This window comes from Bacillus sp. FSL R12-0074 (assembly GCF_038005725.1).
GTDB lineage: Bacteria > Bacillota > Bacilli > Bacillales > Bacillaceae_G > Bacillus_A > Bacillus_A mycoides.
In genome coordinates, this window is the sequence record NZ_JBBOTR010000001.1 from 3,656,101 (window position 1) to 3,675,893 (window position 19,793).

Annotated in this window: 14 protein-coding genes and 1 pseudogene; 4 read left to right on the forward strand and 11 right to left on the reverse strand. The window is 33.4% G+C overall.

All coding sequences use genetic code 11. The features are described from left to right. Positions 1 to 16 precede the first annotated feature (16 nt). The 8 genes from NSS97_RS18915 to NSS97_RS18950 all read right to left on the reverse strand — a co-directional run bounded on the left by NSS97_RS18915 (position 17) and on the right by NSS97_RS18950 (position 7,148). Positions 17 to 373: a CidA/LrgA family holin-like protein gene (locus NSS97_RS18915; RefSeq protein ID WP_002190466.1), complete on the reverse strand. Its 357-nt coding sequence runs from the start codon at positions 371 to 373 to the stop codon at positions 17 to 19. Between the two features lie 33 nt (positions 374 to 406). Then, entirely contained in the window at positions 407 to 1,840 is a 1,434-nt protein-coding gene (gene pdxR / locus NSS97_RS18920) for a MocR-like pyridoxine biosynthesis transcription factor PdxR (protein WP_002088019.1), read from the reverse strand. Positions 1,841 to 1,907: 67 nt separating this feature from the next. Further along, on the reverse strand, positions 1,908 to 2,705 hold the full coding sequence (locus NSS97_RS18925; protein WP_107886464.1) for an alpha/beta fold hydrolase: 798 nt from the start codon (positions 2,703 to 2,705) through the stop codon (positions 1,908 to 1,910). Beyond that, on the reverse strand, positions 2,705 to 3,385 hold the full coding sequence (gene bshB2 / locus NSS97_RS18930; RefSeq protein ID WP_341114665.1) for a bacillithiol biosynthesis deacetylase BshB2: 681 nt from the start codon (positions 3,383 to 3,385) through the stop codon (positions 2,705 to 2,707). Before bshB2 ends, NSS97_RS18925 begins: the two co-directional genes overlap by 1 nt. 32 nt (positions 3,386 to 3,417) lie before the next feature. Beyond that, positions 3,418 to 3,612, reverse strand: coding sequence for a hypothetical protein (locus NSS97_RS18935; protein WP_002033711.1), 195 nt, complete (start codon positions 3,610 to 3,612; stop codon positions 3,418 to 3,420). 193 nt (positions 3,613 to 3,805) lie between these two features. Then, the gene (locus tag NSS97_RS18940; RefSeq protein WP_002033710.1) at positions 3,806 to 4,513 is read right to left on the reverse strand and encodes a GntR family transcriptional regulator; all 708 of its coding nucleotides are present in this window, start codon (positions 4,511 to 4,513) and stop codon (positions 3,806 to 3,808) included. A 30-nt stretch (positions 4,514 to 4,543) separates the two neighbouring features. Then, on the reverse strand, positions 4,544 to 5,953 hold the full coding sequence (locus tag NSS97_RS18945; protein WP_002142831.1) for a glycoside hydrolase family 1 protein: 1,410 nt from the start codon (positions 5,951 to 5,953) through the stop codon (positions 4,544 to 4,546). A gap of 205 nt (positions 5,954 to 6,158) precedes the next feature. Further along, positions 6,159 to 7,148 (reverse strand): phosphatidylinositol-specific phospholipase C domain-containing protein, encoded by a 990-nt coding sequence (locus NSS97_RS18950; RefSeq protein WP_107886463.1) that lies wholly within the window; start codon positions 7,146 to 7,148, stop codon positions 6,159 to 6,161. Positions 7,149 to 7,529: 381 nt separating this feature from the next. Here NSS97_RS18950 and NSS97_RS18955 point away from each other — a divergent pair, with 381 nt between their 5' ends. The 3 genes and pseudogenes from NSS97_RS18955 (at position 7,530) to NSS97_RS18965 (ending at position 12,434) form a co-directional block, all read left to right on the forward strand. Further along, positions 7,530 to 8,327: a cell wall hydrolase gene (locus NSS97_RS18955; protein WP_002088026.1), complete on the forward strand. Its 798-nt coding sequence runs from the start codon at positions 7,530 to 7,532 to the stop codon at positions 8,325 to 8,327. Between the two features lie 301 nt (positions 8,328 to 8,628). Beyond that, positions 8,629 to 9,966: an NAD(FAD)-utilizing dehydrogenase gene (locus NSS97_RS18960; RefSeq protein ID WP_107886462.1), complete on the forward strand. Its 1,338-nt coding sequence runs from the start codon at positions 8,629 to 8,631 to the stop codon at positions 9,964 to 9,966. A gap of 550 nt (positions 9,967 to 10,516) precedes the next feature. After that, positions 10,517 to 12,434 (forward strand): annotated as a pseudogene (locus tag NSS97_RS18965) (LTA synthase family protein). A 99-nt stretch (positions 12,435 to 12,533) separates the two neighbouring features. On the opposite strand, the gene NSS97_RS18970 reads toward NSS97_RS18965, so the two are convergent. Beyond that, complete coding sequence (locus NSS97_RS18970) at positions 12,534 to 15,317, reverse strand: dynamin family protein (protein ID WP_131929144.1); 2,784 nt, start codon at positions 15,315 to 15,317, stop codon at positions 12,534 to 12,536. Positions 15,318 to 15,802: 485 nt separating this feature from the next. On the opposite strand from NSS97_RS18970, the gene NSS97_RS18975 reads away from it, so the two are divergent. After that, positions 15,803 to 15,988: a hypothetical protein gene (locus NSS97_RS18975; protein WP_107886459.1), complete on the forward strand. Its 186-nt coding sequence runs from the start codon at positions 15,803 to 15,805 to the stop codon at positions 15,986 to 15,988. Between the two features lie 525 nt (positions 15,989 to 16,513). Here the strand turns inward: NSS97_RS18975 and NSS97_RS18980 are convergent. Further along, a complete protein-coding gene (locus tag NSS97_RS18980; RefSeq protein ID WP_002185086.1) occupies positions 16,514 to 17,500 on the reverse strand; it encodes a choloylglycine hydrolase family protein in 987 nt (328 codons plus the stop codon). A gap of 342 nt (positions 17,501 to 17,842) precedes the next feature. After that, positions 17,843 to 19,786 (reverse strand): DNA mismatch repair endonuclease MutL, encoded by a 1,944-nt coding sequence (mutL, locus tag NSS97_RS18985; RefSeq protein WP_341113794.1) that lies wholly within the window; start codon positions 19,784 to 19,786, stop codon positions 17,843 to 17,845. Positions 19,787 to 19,793 lie beyond the last annotated feature (7 nt).

A 19,793-nucleotide genomic window follows, 5' to 3' on the forward strand; every position in this document is an offset into this window, starting at 1 on the left:
GTGCACCTTGTCGATTTTATTTTTTTGATGTTACTAATAATTGACTTACATACCCTGAAACAATCAATGTTACTACCGTACTTGCAATTACTAAAAGGAATATAACACTCCCCTTACTTAAAAGAAAAGATCCATATTCCATTAATCCTGTTGTCGAAGGAATTAGAAATAACGGTAAAAATACTATTAACTTTTCTGCCCCTACCTCAAACCACTTTAATGGAAAAATACGAGTAGAAAGGAGTAGAAACAATATTAACATCCCTATTAAACTTCCTGGCATCGACAAATGGAATACTCCTTGAATCCACGTACCAGCTAAGCTAAACACATATAGCACGCCTACTTGAAGTAAAAGCGTCACGTACTTCATTTCTTTCCCTCATTTCCATATTACGCTTCGCTATTATGAAATCTCATTTAATGTTTCCGCAAACCTTGTAACTCCAAGCTGAATTTGTTCTACATTCGCTCTGCCAAAAGTAAATCGGATATATTCACTTTTCGAACCTAGGACGCTTCCTGGGACAAATGCTACACCATTTTGTATAGATTCACCTAGTAAATGATATTCATCAAACGTTCCTTGCACTTTGCACCATAAATGTATTCCGCCCTCAGGAACAAAAAATTCAATCTGGTCCCCTAATATTTCTTCAAGCTTTCTAATTAACTCATCTCTTCTTTGTTTCAGTTGTCCACGGAGCATCGTAATATGCGTATGAAAATCCTCAGATTCTAAAAATTGGTTCGCTACCCACTGTGTAAATACACTATGACCGAAATCAACTTGCTGCTTCGCATCTGCCAATCTCTCAATTACGCGCGTGGGGCCAATTACCCAACCAATACGTAATCCTGATGCAACAATTTTTGATAATGAGCTCACATAAAGAACATTCCCATTTTGATCCATCGATTTCAATGTTGGATTCACTTCTCCATTAAAAGAAGTCAAACTATACGGATCATCTTCTACAATCGGTATACCAAATTCAGAAGATAGTTCTAAAACCTTTTTACGTCTTGCCAATGAAAGTACCGTTCCAGTTGGATTTTGATAATCCGGATTTAAAAACACCATACGAATGCGATGCTTTTTGTGCAAATCGATTAAGTCATCTGGATTCATACCATGCTGATCAACTGGTAAACGGAATATTTTTAAACCTGCTGATTTAAACATCGGAAGTGAATAACAATAGGAGGGATCCTCAATTGCAATCGCATCTCCAGGCTTTAACAAACATTGAACGATAAGATTAAGTGCTTGCTGAGCTCCAGATGTAATAAGAATAGAGCTTGAATCTGCTTCTATTTGTTTATATTGCTCGACATGTGCCGCAATGGTTTTTCGCAACATTTCATTTCCAAGCGGATGGTCATAACCGAGATTTCCCATAAATGTTTTCTCCGACAAAATTGTTCGAAATCTATCACTCGGAATTAAATCTGATGACAATTCACCACTCGCTAAATTGATTAAATCATCTTTTTGTGTTTCCGTTCGAATTTGTTGAACAAGTGGTACATTAGGTAAGAACGATCCATCCTCAACGTACCTACCCCAGTTCGGTATTCGTTTATGTGACACACCCCATATATCTGTATTCACCCGAGTGCCGCTTCCTTTTTTCCGTTCTACTACCCCAAGTGATTTCAATTCCTCATAAGCAGCTACGACCGTACTCCGGTTCACTTGTAAATTCTGTGCTAACATACGCTCGGAAGGTAATTTTCTATCAGAAGGGAATTCACCGGTAGAAATGCCTCTTTCAATGTAATCAGCAATTTGTTTATAAACTGGTATCTTATCTTCACGATTCGGTTGCCATTCCATTTAGTTCCCTCCTCTCCAAGCTGGTGTCCTGAACTCATTAATAACAGTATTCACTGCAAAAATGGTATTAATCAAGCGCATGATTTAAAAATGCCTCTACCGTCACATTAAAGCTAGTAGGCTGTTCTAAATAAGGCAAGTGCCCACTATTTTTCAACTCAACGAAAGTCACGTTTCTCAGGTGTTTTTCAAATTCTCTCACATACTTTTCCGGAACAAAATAATCATTCTCTCCTCGTATTATTAATGCAGGACATGCAATGTTAGAGAGGTATGGTCTTTGATCGTAATCAACTAATTCAGCGAATAGCCTTTGAATATGCGTCGGATGAATCGTTTGTAGGGATTGATGAAATCCTCGGACAATTGCATCATTATCTTCTACTCCCATTGCTCTCAATAACGTATCAGCCCAAGTTTTCCCTTTATCCTGCAAGCTAAGTAAATCATATACTTCAAGTCGTTCTTTACGATCTGCCGGTTCTAAATAGGGAAATGCATTTACAACAGTTAAGCTAGAAACAAAACGTGGATATTGAATAGCAAAATCGATACCCACTCTAGCTCCTTTTGAAAGACCACAAATTGTTACTGATTTTAGCTTTAAATGATTACATAACTCATATAAAACATTTGAATATTCTTTAAAACTAATTTCCATCCCTTCGGATTTCCCATGCCCAGGTAAATCGAGTGAGATTACGGTCCATGTCTTCTTGAAGTATTTTCTTTGATATAACCAATTATTCGAATTTCCTCCAAGACCGTGTAAAAACAATATGACAGGACCCGATCCTTCTATATTGTAAAAAATCTTTCGATTCTTATATTCAAAATACATATTCATCACCTTCAGATGTAGCATCACATATTTTTATCTTTGAATGAATATATCCAAAACGGTTCTCTTTCTAACCACTCAACTGTGCCTGAAATACCGTCTTCATACTCCCTTTCCAGCTCATCCACTTTAGTTGTAAATTGTGATGCATGTGCTCGTAATGCTTCCAATTTTTTCGGAACATATTTTTTCACTTCATTTTTAAAATCTGGAGGTCCTATTTCGTCTTCATGATTTTTCGAAAAAGCTACAGCATAAAAGGCTGGTCGTTTACTTTCCGAAATATTAGCTAAGGCCTCTACTACTGCTTCCCCTGTTGCATCGTGATCCGGATGAACTGCATACCCAGGATAGAAAGAAATAACTACAGAAGGATCCAATTCTTCAATACAGTTTTGAATCAAGCTTCTTAATTTTCCAGGCTCTTCAAATTCAAGAGTTTTATCACGATATCCCATCATACGTAAATCTTCAATCCCTAAAATATTTGTAGCTCGCTTTAACTCTTTCACTCTAATTGTATATAAAGATTCACGAGTTGCAAAAGGTGGATTCCCCATCGCTCTCCCCATTTCACCAAGTGTTAAGCAAACATAAGTAAGAGGGACTTTCTGCTCAGTATAAGCCAAAATTGTTCCAGCCACGCAATACGACTCATCATCCGGATGCGGGAAAACAACTAAAACGTGGCGCTCATTTTTCATCAATATATTAACTCCTTCATCATATACAAACTTTATAAAATAACGACCGCATACCAAGTAACTCCTACAAGAAGCACTAAAAGAAGAATGACATAGATAGCGGATAAGTTTTTCACATTCCTCTTTGTAGACTTACCGTAATTCTCCTCTACATTTCGTGCGACTAGTACGGTCCCAAACAGTGATACAACTACAATAATAACAACTAGTGAAATCGCAAAACTCATTGTCTTCCACCTCTCTAAGGCCAGTCTATTTTAAAGCATGAATAAAATACTACCTTTCTTCTCTTATCATAATAGAAGTTTGTAAAAAACGGACCAACCACTTTTGTGTTTTTTTGCTCATCCACTTTAAAAATAAAAAGCAACTGCTCACTTAGGACCAGTTGCTTTTTTACAAGGCTACTTATATTCATTTTCAATTAAAATTAATTCGATTTAAAAGTTTGGTCTTTTCATAATGAAACATTGATTGAGATAGCTCGAAAATTGTTCCATTTACAAGATAAACTGTATTTTCAATAAGAAGCGCTGGATCACCTTCATTTAGTTCTAAAAGCTTTGCATTTTCTTTATTTATTTTTTCACAACTAATAACTTTATCGGCAAAGCCAATATTTAATCGTAAATCCTCAATGAAATAACTATATACAGAACTTAATGCTATTTCTTCATTCAAATAAGGAATGATATCTTTTTTGAAATAACTTACTTCAATAGAGAATGGTTTACCGTCTACAATTCTTAAACGCTTCAAAAAATATAGTCTAGTTCCAATCTCACATTGCATCCGTTCTACTATCTCTTCATTTGCCTCTATTACTTCAATCTCTAGCACTTTCGTTTCAATATTTTGTGAAACGAGATTTTTCGTTAATCCACGTAAACTTCCTAAATTAATGTAATCTGTTACAGAAGTTTCACGTAAAAACATACCACTACCTTGCACTTGAAAAATATAACCTCTATTCACAAGTTGACTAATTACTTTACGTATCGTATTACGGCTTACTTCAAATCGATTCATCAACGCTTCTTCTGTAGGTAATTTTTTCGTTTCATTAAAAAGCCCATCTCGAATGTTTTGCTCTAACACATCTGCAATTTGTTTATACTTTGCACTCATACACTTTCTCCTAAAATACTCTTTTATCTGTTATAACTCTTCTCCTCTCGTTTCGATCACATGTTTATACCAATGAAACGAAAGTTTCTTCTTACGTTTTAAGTTATCATTATGATCGACAAAAATAAAGCCATATTGCTTTTTATATCCATTTAACCAACTTAACAAATCAATAACTGACCATGCATAATAACCTTTTAAATTAATTCCCTCTTGAATTGCACACTTCATTACTTTTAAATGCTCTTCAATAAATTTAATTCGCGGAACATCTACAATTTCTCCGTCAATGATTGGATCTTCATCACCAAGTCCATTTTCCGTTACATACATCTTTATGTCACCGTAACGCGCTTTCAACATATGCAATCCATCTAAGAAACCTTCGGGAGATATTTCCCAACCCCATTTGGTATATGTTTTATCATCCATTTTTACTGTTCGATAAAAACCATCAAAAGAAGGATTACCTGGAGCAAGTGTTGAGTTTTCTCGAGAATGCTCCTCGCTCTTTATATCCATATCATATCTTTCTACTCGTATTGGCTGATAATAATTCAAGCCGATAAAATCATTTTTTTCGGCATTTTGTTTAATGATTTCTAATTCTTCAACCGTCCAATTCGGAGTCCACCCATTTTCCTTTAATTGTTGTACAACATAAGACGGATACTCACCTTTTAAAACTGGATCGTAGTACCAATACGTTTCATATTCATTCGCATGATTTGCTGCTAGTATATTTTCTTTTTGATCATCCACACTATAAGCAGGTAAGAAAACATGTGTAATCCCTATCTCCCCATACTGTTTCAGCTGCTTGTACACCGCAACTGTTTTCGCATGCGCATAAAATACATAATGAGTCGCTTGAAAATACTTTGGAACATCATTTTGTATTCCTGGTGGATGTGCACCTTTTAAATAGCCTAATCCACAAAACATTACTGTTTCATTAAAAGTAATCCAATGTTTCACTCTATCACCAAATGCCTTAAAGCAAATTTCTGCATACTTTACAAAAGCCTCTGCTGTTCGTTTATTCGTCCACCCACCATCTTTTTCTAACGGTAATGGTAGATCCCAATGATATAAAGTGGCAAACGGTACAATCCCGTACTTTAAACATTCATCAATTAAATTATTATAAAATTCAATTCCTTTTTCATTTACCTCTCCATCTCCAGTCGGCAATATTCTCGCCCAAGAAATCGAAAAACGATACGATTCCAATCCCATCTCAGCCATTAAACGAACATCTTCCTTATATCGATGATAATGATCAACCGCTACATCACCATTTGTTCCATCGTATGTTTTGCCTGGAATTTTTGAAAACTCATCCCAATTCGTAACACCTTTTCCATCCTCATTCCATGCACCTTCTACTTGATAAGAAGCTGAAGCAGCTCCGAATAAAAAATCATGTGGAAACTTCATAGTATATACCTCCATTTCATTAGAATAATTCAAATTCATTACTACATATAAAATTTATAGGTACAAATTTTATATGTAGTAATTATAGCTTAAGTTTCGATTTTTTTCTATCATGAACGTACGATATGTAAAACTATATTTGATGTTAATTTTTAGAAAACAAAAAAGAAGCGACGTATTTCATCGCTTCTTACTATGACAATCTTTACTCTTTTACAAGTGACTTATTCGCTCTTATAACTTCTTGATAAAGTATTGGGGACCATTTTTCATTTATATAATCTTGAATTACCCAGCCCACTCTCGTAGGATTCTTTTGCTTCATATAGCTTGCAATTTCAGGATTTATGTAGGACGCATAATAATATGGACTATTCCATGCTGTACCACCAGAAGACAAGCTTGTAAAATTAATATATAGATGATTACACTCTTCACTGTTGTTAATCGTTTCATTTATAGTATCTTTAATAGATGTTACTTTCTCATCATAACTCACTTTATATTTATCTTGTACTGTTACATTTACATTTTGATTTACAGTTGTCGTAAACGTGTCATTATCTGGCCAATAAAAATTATTATATCCTCCAGATTCATTACTACCACTGTATCTTTTTAGTAGCACAATTTTCCCTCGAGCATCTCCAAGTCTTATATTCCCTTCTGTTTTTAAAAAGATAGGATCAAGAAAATATTTTTTTTCAAACGTACTACTAAATGAATCTTCTGCCCCTTTCATATCCTCATACTCTTTTTTTAAAGACATAATAATCGTTTCACTTGGATTATCTTTTAAAAATTGTTTCGCTTCATTTATAAATTCATGCAATGTTACATAAAGATATAATGGCCCATGATGAAGAACTATCGTATTATCATCTGTTAAACGCCCTCTAATATCAAAAATTCTAGCTCCGTGATCCATTTGGTAACGAAAATTATATTCTTGCGTCATTCCCCATACTTGCTTTATCGGATTTTGCAACTTGAACGTTCCACTATCATGTGTTCCTGGAATTGAAATTCGTGCTAACGGTACGTTATCGGGTATAGGTTGCATCCATTTTGACCAGTTTTCAAGCCCATTACCAGCGCTAGCAGCAACTGCTTGCTTATCATTGAAAGCAAATACAAATGTGCTAAGTATAGTACTACATATGAATAATTTCAAAATAAACTTCTTATTGCTCATTTTTATTCCTCTCTCTTTCTGTTTTATATCACACTTATCGAATATAACATAAGCTACTTAATAAATAACATTTCATAAATATGGAATATTGCATATAAGTAAAATTTAAAAACATCCACATATTCTCATCTCAATGCATTAAAAAAATTTAATATCCCTTTTCACTAGATAAATTATAGTAATCAACAACTCGAACTTCAATGGGCTTTCATATGCAATATTTCATATTTGGGTCCTACATGATATAAATAAAAAACTTATAATGATTATTTATTCCATACGTGCTAATATACTTATATTAAAATACAAATACATACCTTATATACTCTGAACTACATTACTCAACAGTTAAAACTTAATTTTTTATTGGGAGGATTTACAATGAAATTATTAAAAATAAAACATATAATTCCTTTATCTGCGGCAGCAATTACATTCGTATGTAATCAAGGTGTAGCTGAGGCTTCCACCATTCATACAGTAAAAAAGAATGATACACTTTGGGGTATCAGTAAACAATATGGAGTTTCAATACAATCTATTAAACAAGCAAATAATAAAGGAAAAGATCAAACTTTTATTGGTGAACAGTTACATATTCCAGGATCCATGAAATCAAATGAGGTCACTGTTCATCAAAACGACAAACCTAAGAACATCTCTGGACAAATTATTTATCAAGTACAGCCGGGAGATTCATTAGAAATTATAGCAAAGCGTTACAATGTTACCGTTCAATCTATAAAACAAATTAACAATACAGTCGGAAACAAGCTTTATACAGGACAACATTTAAAAATCAATTCAAGTATTTCAGAAAAAGAAAAAGACTTAATGGCACGCTTAGTTACTGCTGAGGCAGGTGGCGAATCATATAAAGGAAAAGTAGCGGTGGCGAAAGTTATCCTGAATCGTGTAAATGCAAATGGTTTTCCAAATACAATAACAGGTGTTATTTATGAACCTATTAAACGCGGATATGCATTTACTCCTGTTACCGATGGTAGAATTAATCAGCCTGCAAGCGCAGAAGCAAAAATGGCAGTAGAAGAGGCTATCTCTACAAATGGAATACATTCTGATTGGCTTTATTTTTATAATCCAAAAACTTCAACAAACAAATGGATTACGACACGTCAAACAGTAGCGGTAATCGGTAACCACGTCTTCGCTAAATAAAACTATAATTCTCTTCAAATTTATGCACTTAACAACTATTTCAAATGATTAGCAGACCTCTTCACTTAAAAGGTCTGTTTTTTATATGTAAGATTTTATTAATCATATGACATAGTGATTATTTAAAACTATTTCTTCCTTCAAATAAAAACATTTGTATTTACTCCACCACTCGGAGAAATTAAGAAAGCATCAAGTTCAAAAACTCCCTCTTTATTAATAAAAGCTATTTCTTAACTTCATAAAAGTGTTATACACTAAGAAAATAAAAAACAAACTATTCGTTAGCAGGTGAAAGAATATGTATGATGTTACAATTATCGGAGCTGGAGTAAGTAGCATCTTTATGGCTTATTCATTAGCCCAAAGTAACAAAAAGATTTTAATTCTTGATAAAGGTAAAGCGCTAAAAGATCGCCATTGTCCTTTAGACCAAGGAAAAGTGTGTAATTGTACTACATGTGATAAATATTTCGGATTTGGTGGTTTAGGAAAATCTGAAGGGAAATTTAATTATACAAATGGATTTGGTGGCGAACTTGAGCAAAAAGTAGGTAAAAAAGCTTTTATACAACTCATGGCTGAAGTAGATGAAATTCTATGTCAGTTTGGCGGAAGTTCGGTTTCAAAATATTCTACAGAAAATCTAAATCTCACTAAGAGAGCTGAAGCGTGTGGTTTACAAATGCTCACAACAGAAGTAAGGCATCTTGGCACTACACTTTCAAGTAACATTTTTCAGCAGCTCTACGAATTTTTACTTACGAAAATAAATATCCGATTTCATATAGATGTAGAGCATATCATAAGGCAGAAAGATCATTTTAGAATAGCTACAAATCAAGGGATAGTTCAATCTAAGCAACTCGTATTTGCAACAGGACGTTCCGGGGCTGATTGGTTAAAAGAAATGTGCTCTTCCCTTGAAATTGCACAGGAGCAAACCCGTATAGATTTAGGTATTAGGGTAGAGATGAAAGAACATCAATTACGTTCTATATTAAAAGATACATTTGAGACGAAACTTTCTTATCAGCATGAACATTTCACGGCTACTACTTACTGTATGAATCCAAAAGGACGCATTATTCGAAAGTACGAAGAAGGTTTAGTTATGCCTGACGGTCAAAATTTTCGAGAGCAAGGAACTGGCACTTCTAACTTAAATTTCACTTTATTTATCCCACGCTATTTTCCAACTCTCAAAGAAGCAAATGTATACGCAAGTTCAATTATTAAAAGCATTAACCAAGGACGAGATCGGATTGTTATACAGCGTTTAGAGGACTTAATAAAGAAACAACCTACAGCGGAGAACAACATGAAACATAATCGTATACAGCCTACACTACACGGAGATTATGGAGATTTGAATGAAGAAATTCCTCAATTATATATTGAAGGACTCAAAAAATTTTTATTACGTTTAGAACAATTTATCCAAGAACCTATCGATAAAGATACTTTATTATATGGAATTGATGGAAAGTTCTATGCTCCTACAATAAAAATCAATAACCACTTTGAAACAAGTATGAATGGGCTATTTTTAATTGGAGATTGTTCAGGCGTCACTCACTCATTATCTCAAGCAGCTGCAAGTGGTCTGTATGTTGGAAAATATTTATCAGGTATTTAAACTTTTTAATTAAGATGCCAGTCAAATGTTTTAAGTTTCACCAACACTTTACTTATCTAATAATAGCTTTAACGAAATTATTATCCCTCCCCCGCTGATGATTAAGCCACAAAGAATCAGGATTTTACGGGATATATTGAAAACACATGAAAAACTACATTCTATATAGAATGTAGTTTTCTACTAATTAATATAACCGTTTTCTTCAAGTTTACTTTTCTGAAAATTTAAACTAGTTGAATTTCAATAGTTTAAAAATCATCTATTCATTTTCACTTTCATTTGTTCGATATTTTGTAACATCGCCGTAGTGTTTAATATGTTAGGATGTCTATAAGTATTTTTTACTACGACTATGACTTTTTCTGCTCTGTTTCTAAAAAAATTAGATGTATGTTACTTCGCTTTAAAATTCTCCATTGTATATATATGAATACTTCAAATTATTACCTTTAGAAAAATATAATCTAAATGGTTCACCACACTCTAATAGTTATAAAAATATAATATATAACCTTAGTTAAATAAACTCTATAAAGAAGGTGTAAAAATGAAGAATAAAATAAATTTACAAATGCAAAATATAAGCTTTGTTTTAATAATTGCTTTAGCAGTATGGTTAAAAACATATCTTATTACAAGATTCAGTTTCGATTTAAAAATTGAGTCTTCTACACAAGAGCTTATTTTGTTTATTAGCCCTCTCGCTATCATTAGCTTTTGTCGGATTAGCATTATTTGCAACCGGTGAAAAGCGAAATTATATAGCGCTATGTATTAATCTCTTATTAACAATCGTACTTGTTGGGAATGTAATGTTCTATGATTTTTATAGTGATTTCGTTACGTTACCAGTACTTGGACAAACATCAAACTTTGGCCAATTAGGCGGCAGTATTATAGAAATATTGAACTATAAAATTATACTCGCTTTCGTAGACATTATTTTCTTCTTTATTTTGTTAAAGAAGAAGGCACTAGTCTTCCAAACAGGACGTGTAACTCATCCGGCACGCTTGTTATATTTTCTCTTAACAATTGGTGTATTTTTTGCGAATCTACACCTTGCAGAAAAAGAACGACCTGAACTATTAACGAGATCATTCGACCGAGTAATGCTTGTTAAAAATTTAGGACTATACACTCATCAAGTATATGATTTAACACTACAAGTAAAAGCAGGATCACAAAAAGCACTTGCTGATAGTAGTAAATTACAAGAAACTGAAAACTATGTAAAGGCAAACCAAAGTGAGCCAAACCCTAACATGTTTGGTGCAGCAAAAGGAAAAAACGTAATTGTTGTCACTCTTGAATCCCTACAAACCTTTTTAATAGGCGCATCAGTTAACGGTCAAGAAGTTACACCATTCTTGAATGAATTCATAAATGAAAGCTATTACTTCGATAACTTTTTCCACCAAACTGGGCAAGGAAAAACATCCGATTCTGAATTTCTAATCGATACGTCGCTGTATCCATTAAATCGAGGAGCTGTATTTTTCACGCACGGTAACAATGATTATACTGCTACTCCAGAAATTTTACGTCAGCAAGGTTATTTCACTTCTGTATTCCATGCGAATAACGCAACATTTTGGAATCGTAACATTATGTACTCTGCTCTCGGTTATGATCGTTACTATAATGAACTTGATTACAAAATTACGCCCGAAACAAATTTAAATTGGGGATTAAAAGATATCGAATACTTTGATCAATCAGTAGATATATTAAAAACTGTTGACCAACCCTTTTATGCTCGTTTCCTTACTTTAACGAACCATTATCCATTTACGTATGATGAAGATACAAAATTCATTGAACCATACAACTCTGGTAATGGCGTATTTGATCGTTATATCGTAACAGCACGTTACTTAGACGAATCAATTAAAAAATTTATTGAGCGTTTAAAGGCCGAGGGAATGTATGATGATTCTATTATTGTGTTGTATGGTGATCATTATGGCATTTCTGAAAAACATAATCGCGCAATGGCACAGTTTTTAGAAAAAGATCAAATAACAGAATTTGATACTTTAAATTTACAACGTACACCTTTATATATTCATATGCCTGGACAAACAGAAGGGCAAACGATTTCAAAGCCTACGGGACAAATCGATATGAAACCTACTATTCTAAACTTACTTGGGATTGATACTACGAAAGATATCCGCTTTGGTCATGATATGTTTTCAGATGAATATACCGGTTTTGTTGTTTTACGTGATGGTAGCTTCGTTACAGACAAGTATGCATATACAAATCATACTTTTTATAATCGAGAAACAGGTGAGGTTGTAGATTTACCAAAAAAAGAAGCTCAAGAAATGATTAACCGTGCACAAAATGAGTTACGAATGTCTGACAAAATTATTGAAGGCGATTTATTACGTTTCTCAGAAAGTAATAAAATTAAAACTGGAGAAGTAAAAACTAAAATTAAAGAAACTGAAAAGTAATCTATATAAAGAAAGGGAGCAACTCATTACGGTTGCTCCCTTTTCCCCTCTTATAACACATGATGCAATTTTATATAAAAAACTTGATATATTTTACTTTTATTCTACGCTTGTTTCTAAAGTTAAATCTGTATAGGTATTATCCTCACCTATATTTAAGATTACTTCACATTGACGTAATCTCAATTCAAAGAGCGTTATAGGATCATGATAAACTTCAGGGTTTGATTTCATTTTATGCAGTTTATCTTGTTTTTCTTTTATTTCTAAATGAGTGTTTTTTACAGCTTGTTCCAACGAGCCAAATGGATTTCTGAAGAACATATTAATATCCCGCTCTTGTGTGTTTTCAAATAGCTCAAACTGCAAGAAAAATTTCTTCATAATAGAAGCCGTTACATCGGTATAATCTTCATTTTCTAAATACTGTTTGTATTTGTTATATAGCATAGCTTTATTTTTAGGAAGAACTCCAAATAATTTACCGGCACTTTTCAGTAAAAATTGTGCTGGCGTAAATCGGCGTAAAATATTTACTTCTTCCATTTGTATTCTAGTTGTCATTCTATCAGTATCTCTGCGCCAGTCATCAATTACTTTAAAGTCACATTCTAACTGTATTCGATTTTCTCCAAATAAAGAATTAAGTCCTTCACTGGTTTCTGCTAAGTACAATTGACTTTGAAGGAGCTCGTTATTAGAAGTCGCAATCCAATTCTGCATAGAGCGAGCAAGATTAGGTAATACAGTTTGTTCTAGGTATTGTTGCACCCTTTCATTCATCGCTGTATTTAGTTCAATATCAATGTGCCCAAAATCACTTTCTTCACTAATTAAATCGGAACAACTCTGCAATAGTTTCGGAATATGTTCTGTAAGATCATTAGTAATTTCGTTTTTCATTGTACGATATGTTTCTGTAATTAAATGAATTTTTTCCTTCTCAAAAGCAGTAAGGTTATTAATACAAGCATTTAGTTTAACTAACATATCTTCATTCCAATTAATAGAATCCACTAGATTATTTTCCCTCTCGACGCGTTTATCCAAAAGATATGTAATTGTTTTTCTAATGAAAAACAATAGCTTTTCAGTACGTTCTGCATCGATATTTTTATGGTTAAAGTTAAAATGAATAAACTCAGTTAAATCGTTTAGTTGTTTACTATTTGTATATAACGAAGAATAAGGGAAAACTCTTGCATTAGGGAAATATGTATTTATTCTCACTTGCGTATCTTGTATAACTCTTTTTGCTTCTGCTTCATTATAAATGTTATCAATTTTATTTAATAAGAAATGAACTTGTAGATTTGGTGTATGTTCTTGGATACTTAATAGAATGTCACGTTCTTTGTCAGTAAAAGGTGAATCCGTATTCAATACGAATAGTAATTCATCTACAGAGTTTAAATATTCAAACACCTCATCTCTCGCGTCATTGTTCCTATTAAAGCTAGGTGTAACAACGAATGTAAGTTTATTTTTACTTAAAAACCTGCATGGTAATTTAAATTCAACACACGCTCTATCTCTATATGTTTGACGATGCACTGCCATCATGTTATGGAAATCAGAGAAATTCTCAGTTGTTGTAATTTCCGAATCTGTTATAGCGTTAATTTCTGTATAAGCGTCATTTTTAAAAACAACTACATTTGAGATTGAGTTTTCTAATATATTTTCTCCTAAAATAGAGTTAATAAATGAAGCTTTTCCGTTCCCTGAAGTTCCAGTTACTAATAGGCGATTTGTTCTTAAATCTGCAAGCTCACCAACTAACCAGCTAAATCGGTTACCCATTTCTAAATCATGTTCTTGTGCCCAGTGTGTAATAGATTCAAAAAGATGTAAACTATACTCTAAGCCATTCACATGATTAATAGAATATGACAGTAGGTCTTCTGCATCTTTTATATCCGCTGAATCTATTTTAGAAGGAAAAATCTCATCCCATGCCAATACTGCTGCAGATGGAAATACAGCATGAGAGGGATTGACTACCTTTAACCAATTTGTTAACAGGTTTGGAATGATATCGTGTAATTGTCTAAGCATATATTGACCTTGAATTAATTCAAAGTATGTTTCTTCGTAAAGAGAAGAAATTTCGTCCCATATATCGGACGAATGTATTTCGATATGTATGAAAAATTCATTTATTGTGTTGAGCCATAATAAGTAATTTTGTTCATCTTTATAGCTGTGCCAAAGTGATGAAACAATTTGCGTAAATTGTACTTGATCTACATTATTTAATGTAACTAATACTTTATAAAAATAGTCTGGTGAAATATTTTTAGTAAATCCTTTATCGATATATTCTTTTAGAACCTCAAACCACGGATAAGATTCTGTTCGAATTAACTCGTTCACAGCAAGCTCTACTGCACTATCAAAATCTTGCTGTTCTTCATAAAAGGAACGGGCAATTGTTGTGACGTTTGGATAATCGGGATTTAAAGAAACCGCTTCTTTTATAACAGCGAAAGCTGAATCAAAATTATTTTGCTCGATGTAAAGAGACAGTAATTGCAGTACAATTTCAGTCATAAGTGTTTTGTTATCAGTAGTAATGGAAGTATACACATTTTCAGCAACTGATAATTGGTTAAGTTCGAAGTAAGCATCCGCAATATTTTTTTGTGCCCATGGTGCTAGTTCATTACTAACTTTCTCCCATTTAAAAATAGCTGCTTCAAAATCTTGATGGTGATAATAAAATTCACCTTGTGCAAAACGAATATAAGATCCATCAGAAATCTCATTTTTTTCTTCGTTTACATAAGCTTCTCCAAGTACTTGAAGAGGTGGGTGTGTTTCATTCTCCATTAGGAATGTTTCATAATACATCTTTTTTATTAATTGTTTTTCTAATCTCATTTTTTCCCCCACTATATCTCAAAATACATCTTTTGAGATATGTCAATACTTTTTTGTATGTATGCTTTTTATCTTAACAAAGAATTCCTTTTGAAAAATTTCATTTTCCTTTCATTTTTCAAGTAAGATTGAATTTTTATGAGAAAAGTTTCAGTTTTTTTTCAATTCCCTTTCAGTTGTGAAACAACATTAAATGTTCCTAATAACCTAATAACACTATAACATTCCACATTATATTATCAGGAAAACTATATATATATTACATTATAAAAACAATCTATAACGAATATATATGCAAGATTTCCTTCGCTAATAAATAAAAGAAATCCTTATAATATATTTCTCACATTGTTTTCCTTTGAAATATTTCAGTAGTTACGTAATTAAATTCCATTAACCTATATAAATAACTAGTCCAAAAAAAATCTATATGCATATCATGTTATAGTAAAGAATTAAGGAAATCCTAAAAAGGAGGCATTTTCATGTTTGAAGATAAATCTAAAATAAATTACCCATATGAATTTACTGAAACTACAACAGTCCCTCTAAAAAACCCCATCAATAAAACTTTCAAAAACGGCTCTGGTACACATAGCTTCCCAATTAAAAAGCATTATAAAGAGCAGGTTTTATATACTGAAAAAATTAATAATAATAAAAATAAATAACCGTATAGATCCTTATAACAATTAACCAAATAAGAATCTATATTTGGCCATGCATAGTTATGTGTTTAATAATGTAGAAATCCTTATTATACAATTTACGTACCTTTAAAAAGTGCTGATATACGGCGCTTTTTTATACATAGATAATAGAAGCACAAAAAAGGTATGGATATTTTCCACACCTTTTTTGTGCTTTGCTATTTATAAATGGAGTAGTACGTCCATGTTTATTTTACCTAATAGCACTTTAATGGGCCTTCTAGAAGAAATAAAAGCTAGTTTAATGAAAAAATAAGTTTCTTAGCCAATGCCCCTGCCCCTACCAGCAGAATTTTACTGGTAGGAGTCATTGGATTGAATTTATATAATACCTTGAATATTTTGCGTCTATTTTTTCTTAAGGGGTATTTATTCGGGTTACTTATTAGATTATCAATTATATTCCTTCCGATTCCTACTTTTTATAGGTCATTATTGCTCTATTATATATATTTGAAAATTTACTAAGCGTTGTTTCAAAGCTACTTAGTTTTCATAAAATATTTTTTGTTTCCGTTGGAACGGATAGGCTTTAATCTCATCTGTATCTAAATTTTCATGAAATAAATGAATGGCTATAATTTGTCTACAATCGTAAGTATGATAATAATATGTTCCGGACTCCATACACATTACGCTTGTATAAATGGTATTATCTAATGCACCTTCTTCTGTTATTACTCCGCCTTTAGGAACCTCGCAATTTGATAAGATATGAAAAAGGGCCGATACTCCCTCTTCTTCACTATCTATACCTTGAATGTTTTGTTTGCCATATGCTGCTCGCACAAACCTTGATGGCGGGGTGAAATCCCCTGGAAGTCCCATTGAACCTGAGCCCTGACCAAAAGCACTTAATGGTACATTACTCCACTCTGTTGGCGCGAATGGCTGCGATTTAAGGCCAATATATTGTCTTAAATTTTGTAAATGCCAACTAAACTCCGGACTATTCGTCATCACTCCTAGTGGGTTGTCATACATTTTTAATCCTTCATTTGTTGGCTCCAGTACAATGCAATCTCCCCATTTATCCGCTAAAATCCAATGTAGTGGCGGCGTAAGTCCTAAATCCGGTAATGGTATATCCAAAAAGGTAATGCTATCTACAGATTTCTTTAACTCTTTGACAGAATTGAATTGTGTGAGACTCCAAGTCACAAAATCAAATGGAGCCAAATTCGTTTTGTTATTATCTATACTTTTACTATAAGTAGCGAATCCTGGAAAATAGAGTGTTGCACATGTCATACCTGCTTCATTTACTCCGTCCGCCATAATGACCCTTCCTTGATGATTAATCCCCATTCCGACCGTAGCATGTTTCGTATTAATGATTTCACCAGTTATATTATTCCACTGGTAATGTCGAGGAATGATTATTACTTCTTGATTCAAATCTAATGTAAAATCCATCGTTCTTGCAAAAAGGTGCTGACCGTTTTTTGTCTGTAATGTCAAACTAGTACACATAAAGAACACCCCATTTTATGGTTTTATATACACTTTACATAATTCTGATAAATCTGTAAATTAAAACCCCTTTCCTTACAAAAAAATGAGGAAGCACATATAAATTACAAATAGGTTATCTCTAGTTTATAAATGAATTTTTAAAATATAGTTGCAAAAGAATTATATTAAAAAGGAGCGACTTGTTACTATCGCTCCTTTTTATTTCTCTCAATATTTTATTAAAATAACTGTAGAGAACATTGCTATTACATATTTATTTTAACACATATAAATAATACTAGGCACTTTCAAACCGTTTCAAATAACTAGGAATGAACTTTTTCTCTTTGGACATTAATCCTACATAACCCTCTTAAACATCTTCTCCAACTCATAAGTAGAATGATGCACCAGAATCGGTCTTCCATGCGGACATGTGTATGGATTTGTTGTTGTACGTAGTTCTTCGAGTAAAGCGAATATTTGATCGTTCGTTAAATATTGATTTGCTTTAATTGAAGCTTTACAGCTCATCATAATCGCTGCTTCTTCGCGTAGTTTTTTTATGTCTACTTTTTTCAGTTTTACGACTTGCTCCATCATTTCATCAATGATTTCTGTTTCTTGTCCTTTTGGGAACCACGTTGGATGCGAACGAACGATAAAGGATTGATGGCCAAACTGCTCTAAAAATAGTCCGACTTTTTTTAGTTCTTCCAGCTGCTCTTCGACACGTAAAAATTCAGTAAGAGATAAGTCAATACGGTACGGTACAAGTAGTTCTTGTACTTCTTGCGCTACTCTTCCTACTTTATCACGGAAATATTCATAATTGATACGTTCCTGCGCTGCGTGCTGATCAATCATATATAACCCATTATCATTTTGAGCGAAAATATATGTTCCGTGCATCTGTCCAATTGGATAAAGCGGCGGTAAGTCATTACCGTTCATTTCAATCTCTTCTATCTCCCCGACTTCTTCTTCCAATTCCTCTAATTCAAAATCGTCATCGTTGCTAGTCCATTCCTTTTCCTCTCGAACCGTTTGTTCTATTACCGGCTTAGAGGATGGCTGCCAGCTTTGCTCTTCTCTTACTAGTGACTGTGGTGGTTGCCATTCTTGCTTCGGCGGTTGCCACAGTTGTGCTGGTTGTTTTACAGTCGTTGTTTTTTCTTGTTTCTCATCCATTCCTGTTGGTAAAACGATGTTAGGCATAGATGATTCTCTCGGTTTTGTATGCTCAAACTTGAACTGTTCTTGCACACTTTCATCTTTTTCTTTTTTCTTCGTTGTTACACCAGCATCTGGAATGAGTTGTATTTTTTTGAATGCAGCTTGCAATGTTTCTTCGATAAGCTTTAGCAATTCTTGTTCTTTACTAAAGCGTACTTCTAATTTTGCTGGATGTACGTTGACATCAACAAGCATTGGATCCATTTCAATTGATAAGAAGCCGATTGGGTATCGTCCGATTGGCAATAACGTATGATATCCTTGCTGAATTGCTTTCATTAATACGAAATTTCGAACGTAACGGCCATTTACAATCGTTGACATATAGTTACGCGACGCTCTCGTTACTTCTGGTAATGTTACATAACCTTTAATTGTAAAGTCTAGAGACTCAGCTTCAATCGGAATAAGCTTCTTCGCAACTTGAATGCTGTAAATCGATGCAAGTACTTGTCTTACATCACCGTTTCCTGATGTATGAAGCAATTTCTTTTCATTATGAAACAGTTTTAACGATACTTCTGGATGTGACATTGCAATACGATACACGATATCTGTAATGTTCCCAAGCTCTGTATGAATAGTTTTCATATATTTAAGACGCGCTGGTGTATTAAAAAATAAGTTTTGTACAGTAATATCTGTTCCTTTTCGGCTTGCCGTTTTCTCTTGTTTTATAATGTCTCCACCTTTAATACTAAGGTGTGTACCAGGCGCATCACCTGTGCTCGTAATTAATTCTAATTCACTCACTGAGGCAATACTCGGCAGGGCCTCTCCGCGGAAACCGAGCGTTCTTATACGAAATAAATCATTTTCATCTTTAATTTTACTCGTTGCGTGTCGTTCAAATGCAACGATACAATCTTCTTCAGCAATACCATCTCCATTATCGATGATGCGAATCTTCGATAATCCAGCTTCTTCTAAGTGGATTTCAATAGATGTACTATTCGCATCGATGGAATTTTCCACGAGTTCTTTTACAACTGAGGCAGGGCGCTCTACTACTTCCCCTGCCGCAATTAAGTTAGAGAGTTGATCATCGAGTTTGCGAATTTTCCCCATCTACTTA

What these genes read in the sequence shown, in the direction of transcription:
- NSS97_RS18915 (WP_002190466.1), bottom strand. Translation starts at nt 373, where the DNA reads ATGAAGTACGTGACGCTTTTACTTCAAGTAGGCGTGCTATATGTGTTT.
- NSS97_RS18970 (WP_131929144.1), bottom strand. Translation starts at nt 15,317, where the DNA reads ATGAGATTAGAAAAACAATTAATAAAAAAGATGTATTATGAAACATTC.
- NSS97_RS18980 (WP_002185086.1), bottom strand. Translation starts at nt 17,500, where the DNA reads ATGTGTACTAGTTTGACATTACAGACAAAAAACGGTCAGCACCTTTTT.
- NSS97_RS18935 (WP_002033711.1), bottom strand. Translation starts at nt 3,612, where the DNA reads ATGAGTTTTGCGATTTCACTAGTTGTTATTATTGTAGTTGTATCACTG.
- NSS97_RS18955 (WP_002088026.1), top strand. Translation starts at nt 7,530, where the DNA reads ATGAAATTATTAAAAATAAAACATATAATTCCTTTATCTGCGGCAGCA.
- NSS97_RS18945 (WP_002142831.1), bottom strand. Translation starts at nt 5,953, where the DNA reads ATGAAGTTTCCACATGATTTTTTATTCGGAGCTGCTTCAGCTTCTTAT.
- pdxR (WP_002088019.1), bottom strand. Translation starts at nt 1,840, where the DNA reads ATGGAATGGCAACCGAATCGTGAAGATAAGATACCAGTTTATAAACAA.
- mutL (WP_341113794.1), bottom strand. Translation starts at nt 19,786, where the DNA reads ATGGGGAAAATTCGCAAACTCGATGATCAACTCTCTAACTTAATTGCG.
- NSS97_RS18940 (WP_002033710.1), bottom strand. Translation starts at nt 4,513, where the DNA reads ATGAGTGCAAAGTATAAACAAATTGCAGATGTGTTAGAGCAAAACATT.
- NSS97_RS18975 (WP_107886459.1), top strand. Translation starts at nt 15,803, where the DNA reads ATGTTTGAAGATAAATCTAAAATAAATTACCCATATGAATTTACTGAA.
- bshB2 (WP_341114665.1), bottom strand. Translation starts at nt 3,385, where the DNA reads ATGAAAAATGAGCGCCACGTTTTAGTTGTTTTCCCGCATCCGGATGAT.
- NSS97_RS18925 (WP_107886464.1), bottom strand. Translation starts at nt 2,705, where the DNA reads ATGCTACATCTGAAGGTGATGAATATGTATTTTGAATATAAGAATCGA.
- NSS97_RS18960 (WP_107886462.1), top strand. Translation starts at nt 8,629, where the DNA reads ATGTATGATGTTACAATTATCGGAGCTGGAGTAAGTAGCATCTTTATG.
- NSS97_RS18950 (WP_107886463.1), bottom strand. Translation starts at nt 7,148, where the DNA reads ATGAGCAATAAGAAGTTTATTTTGAAATTATTCATATGTAGTACTATA.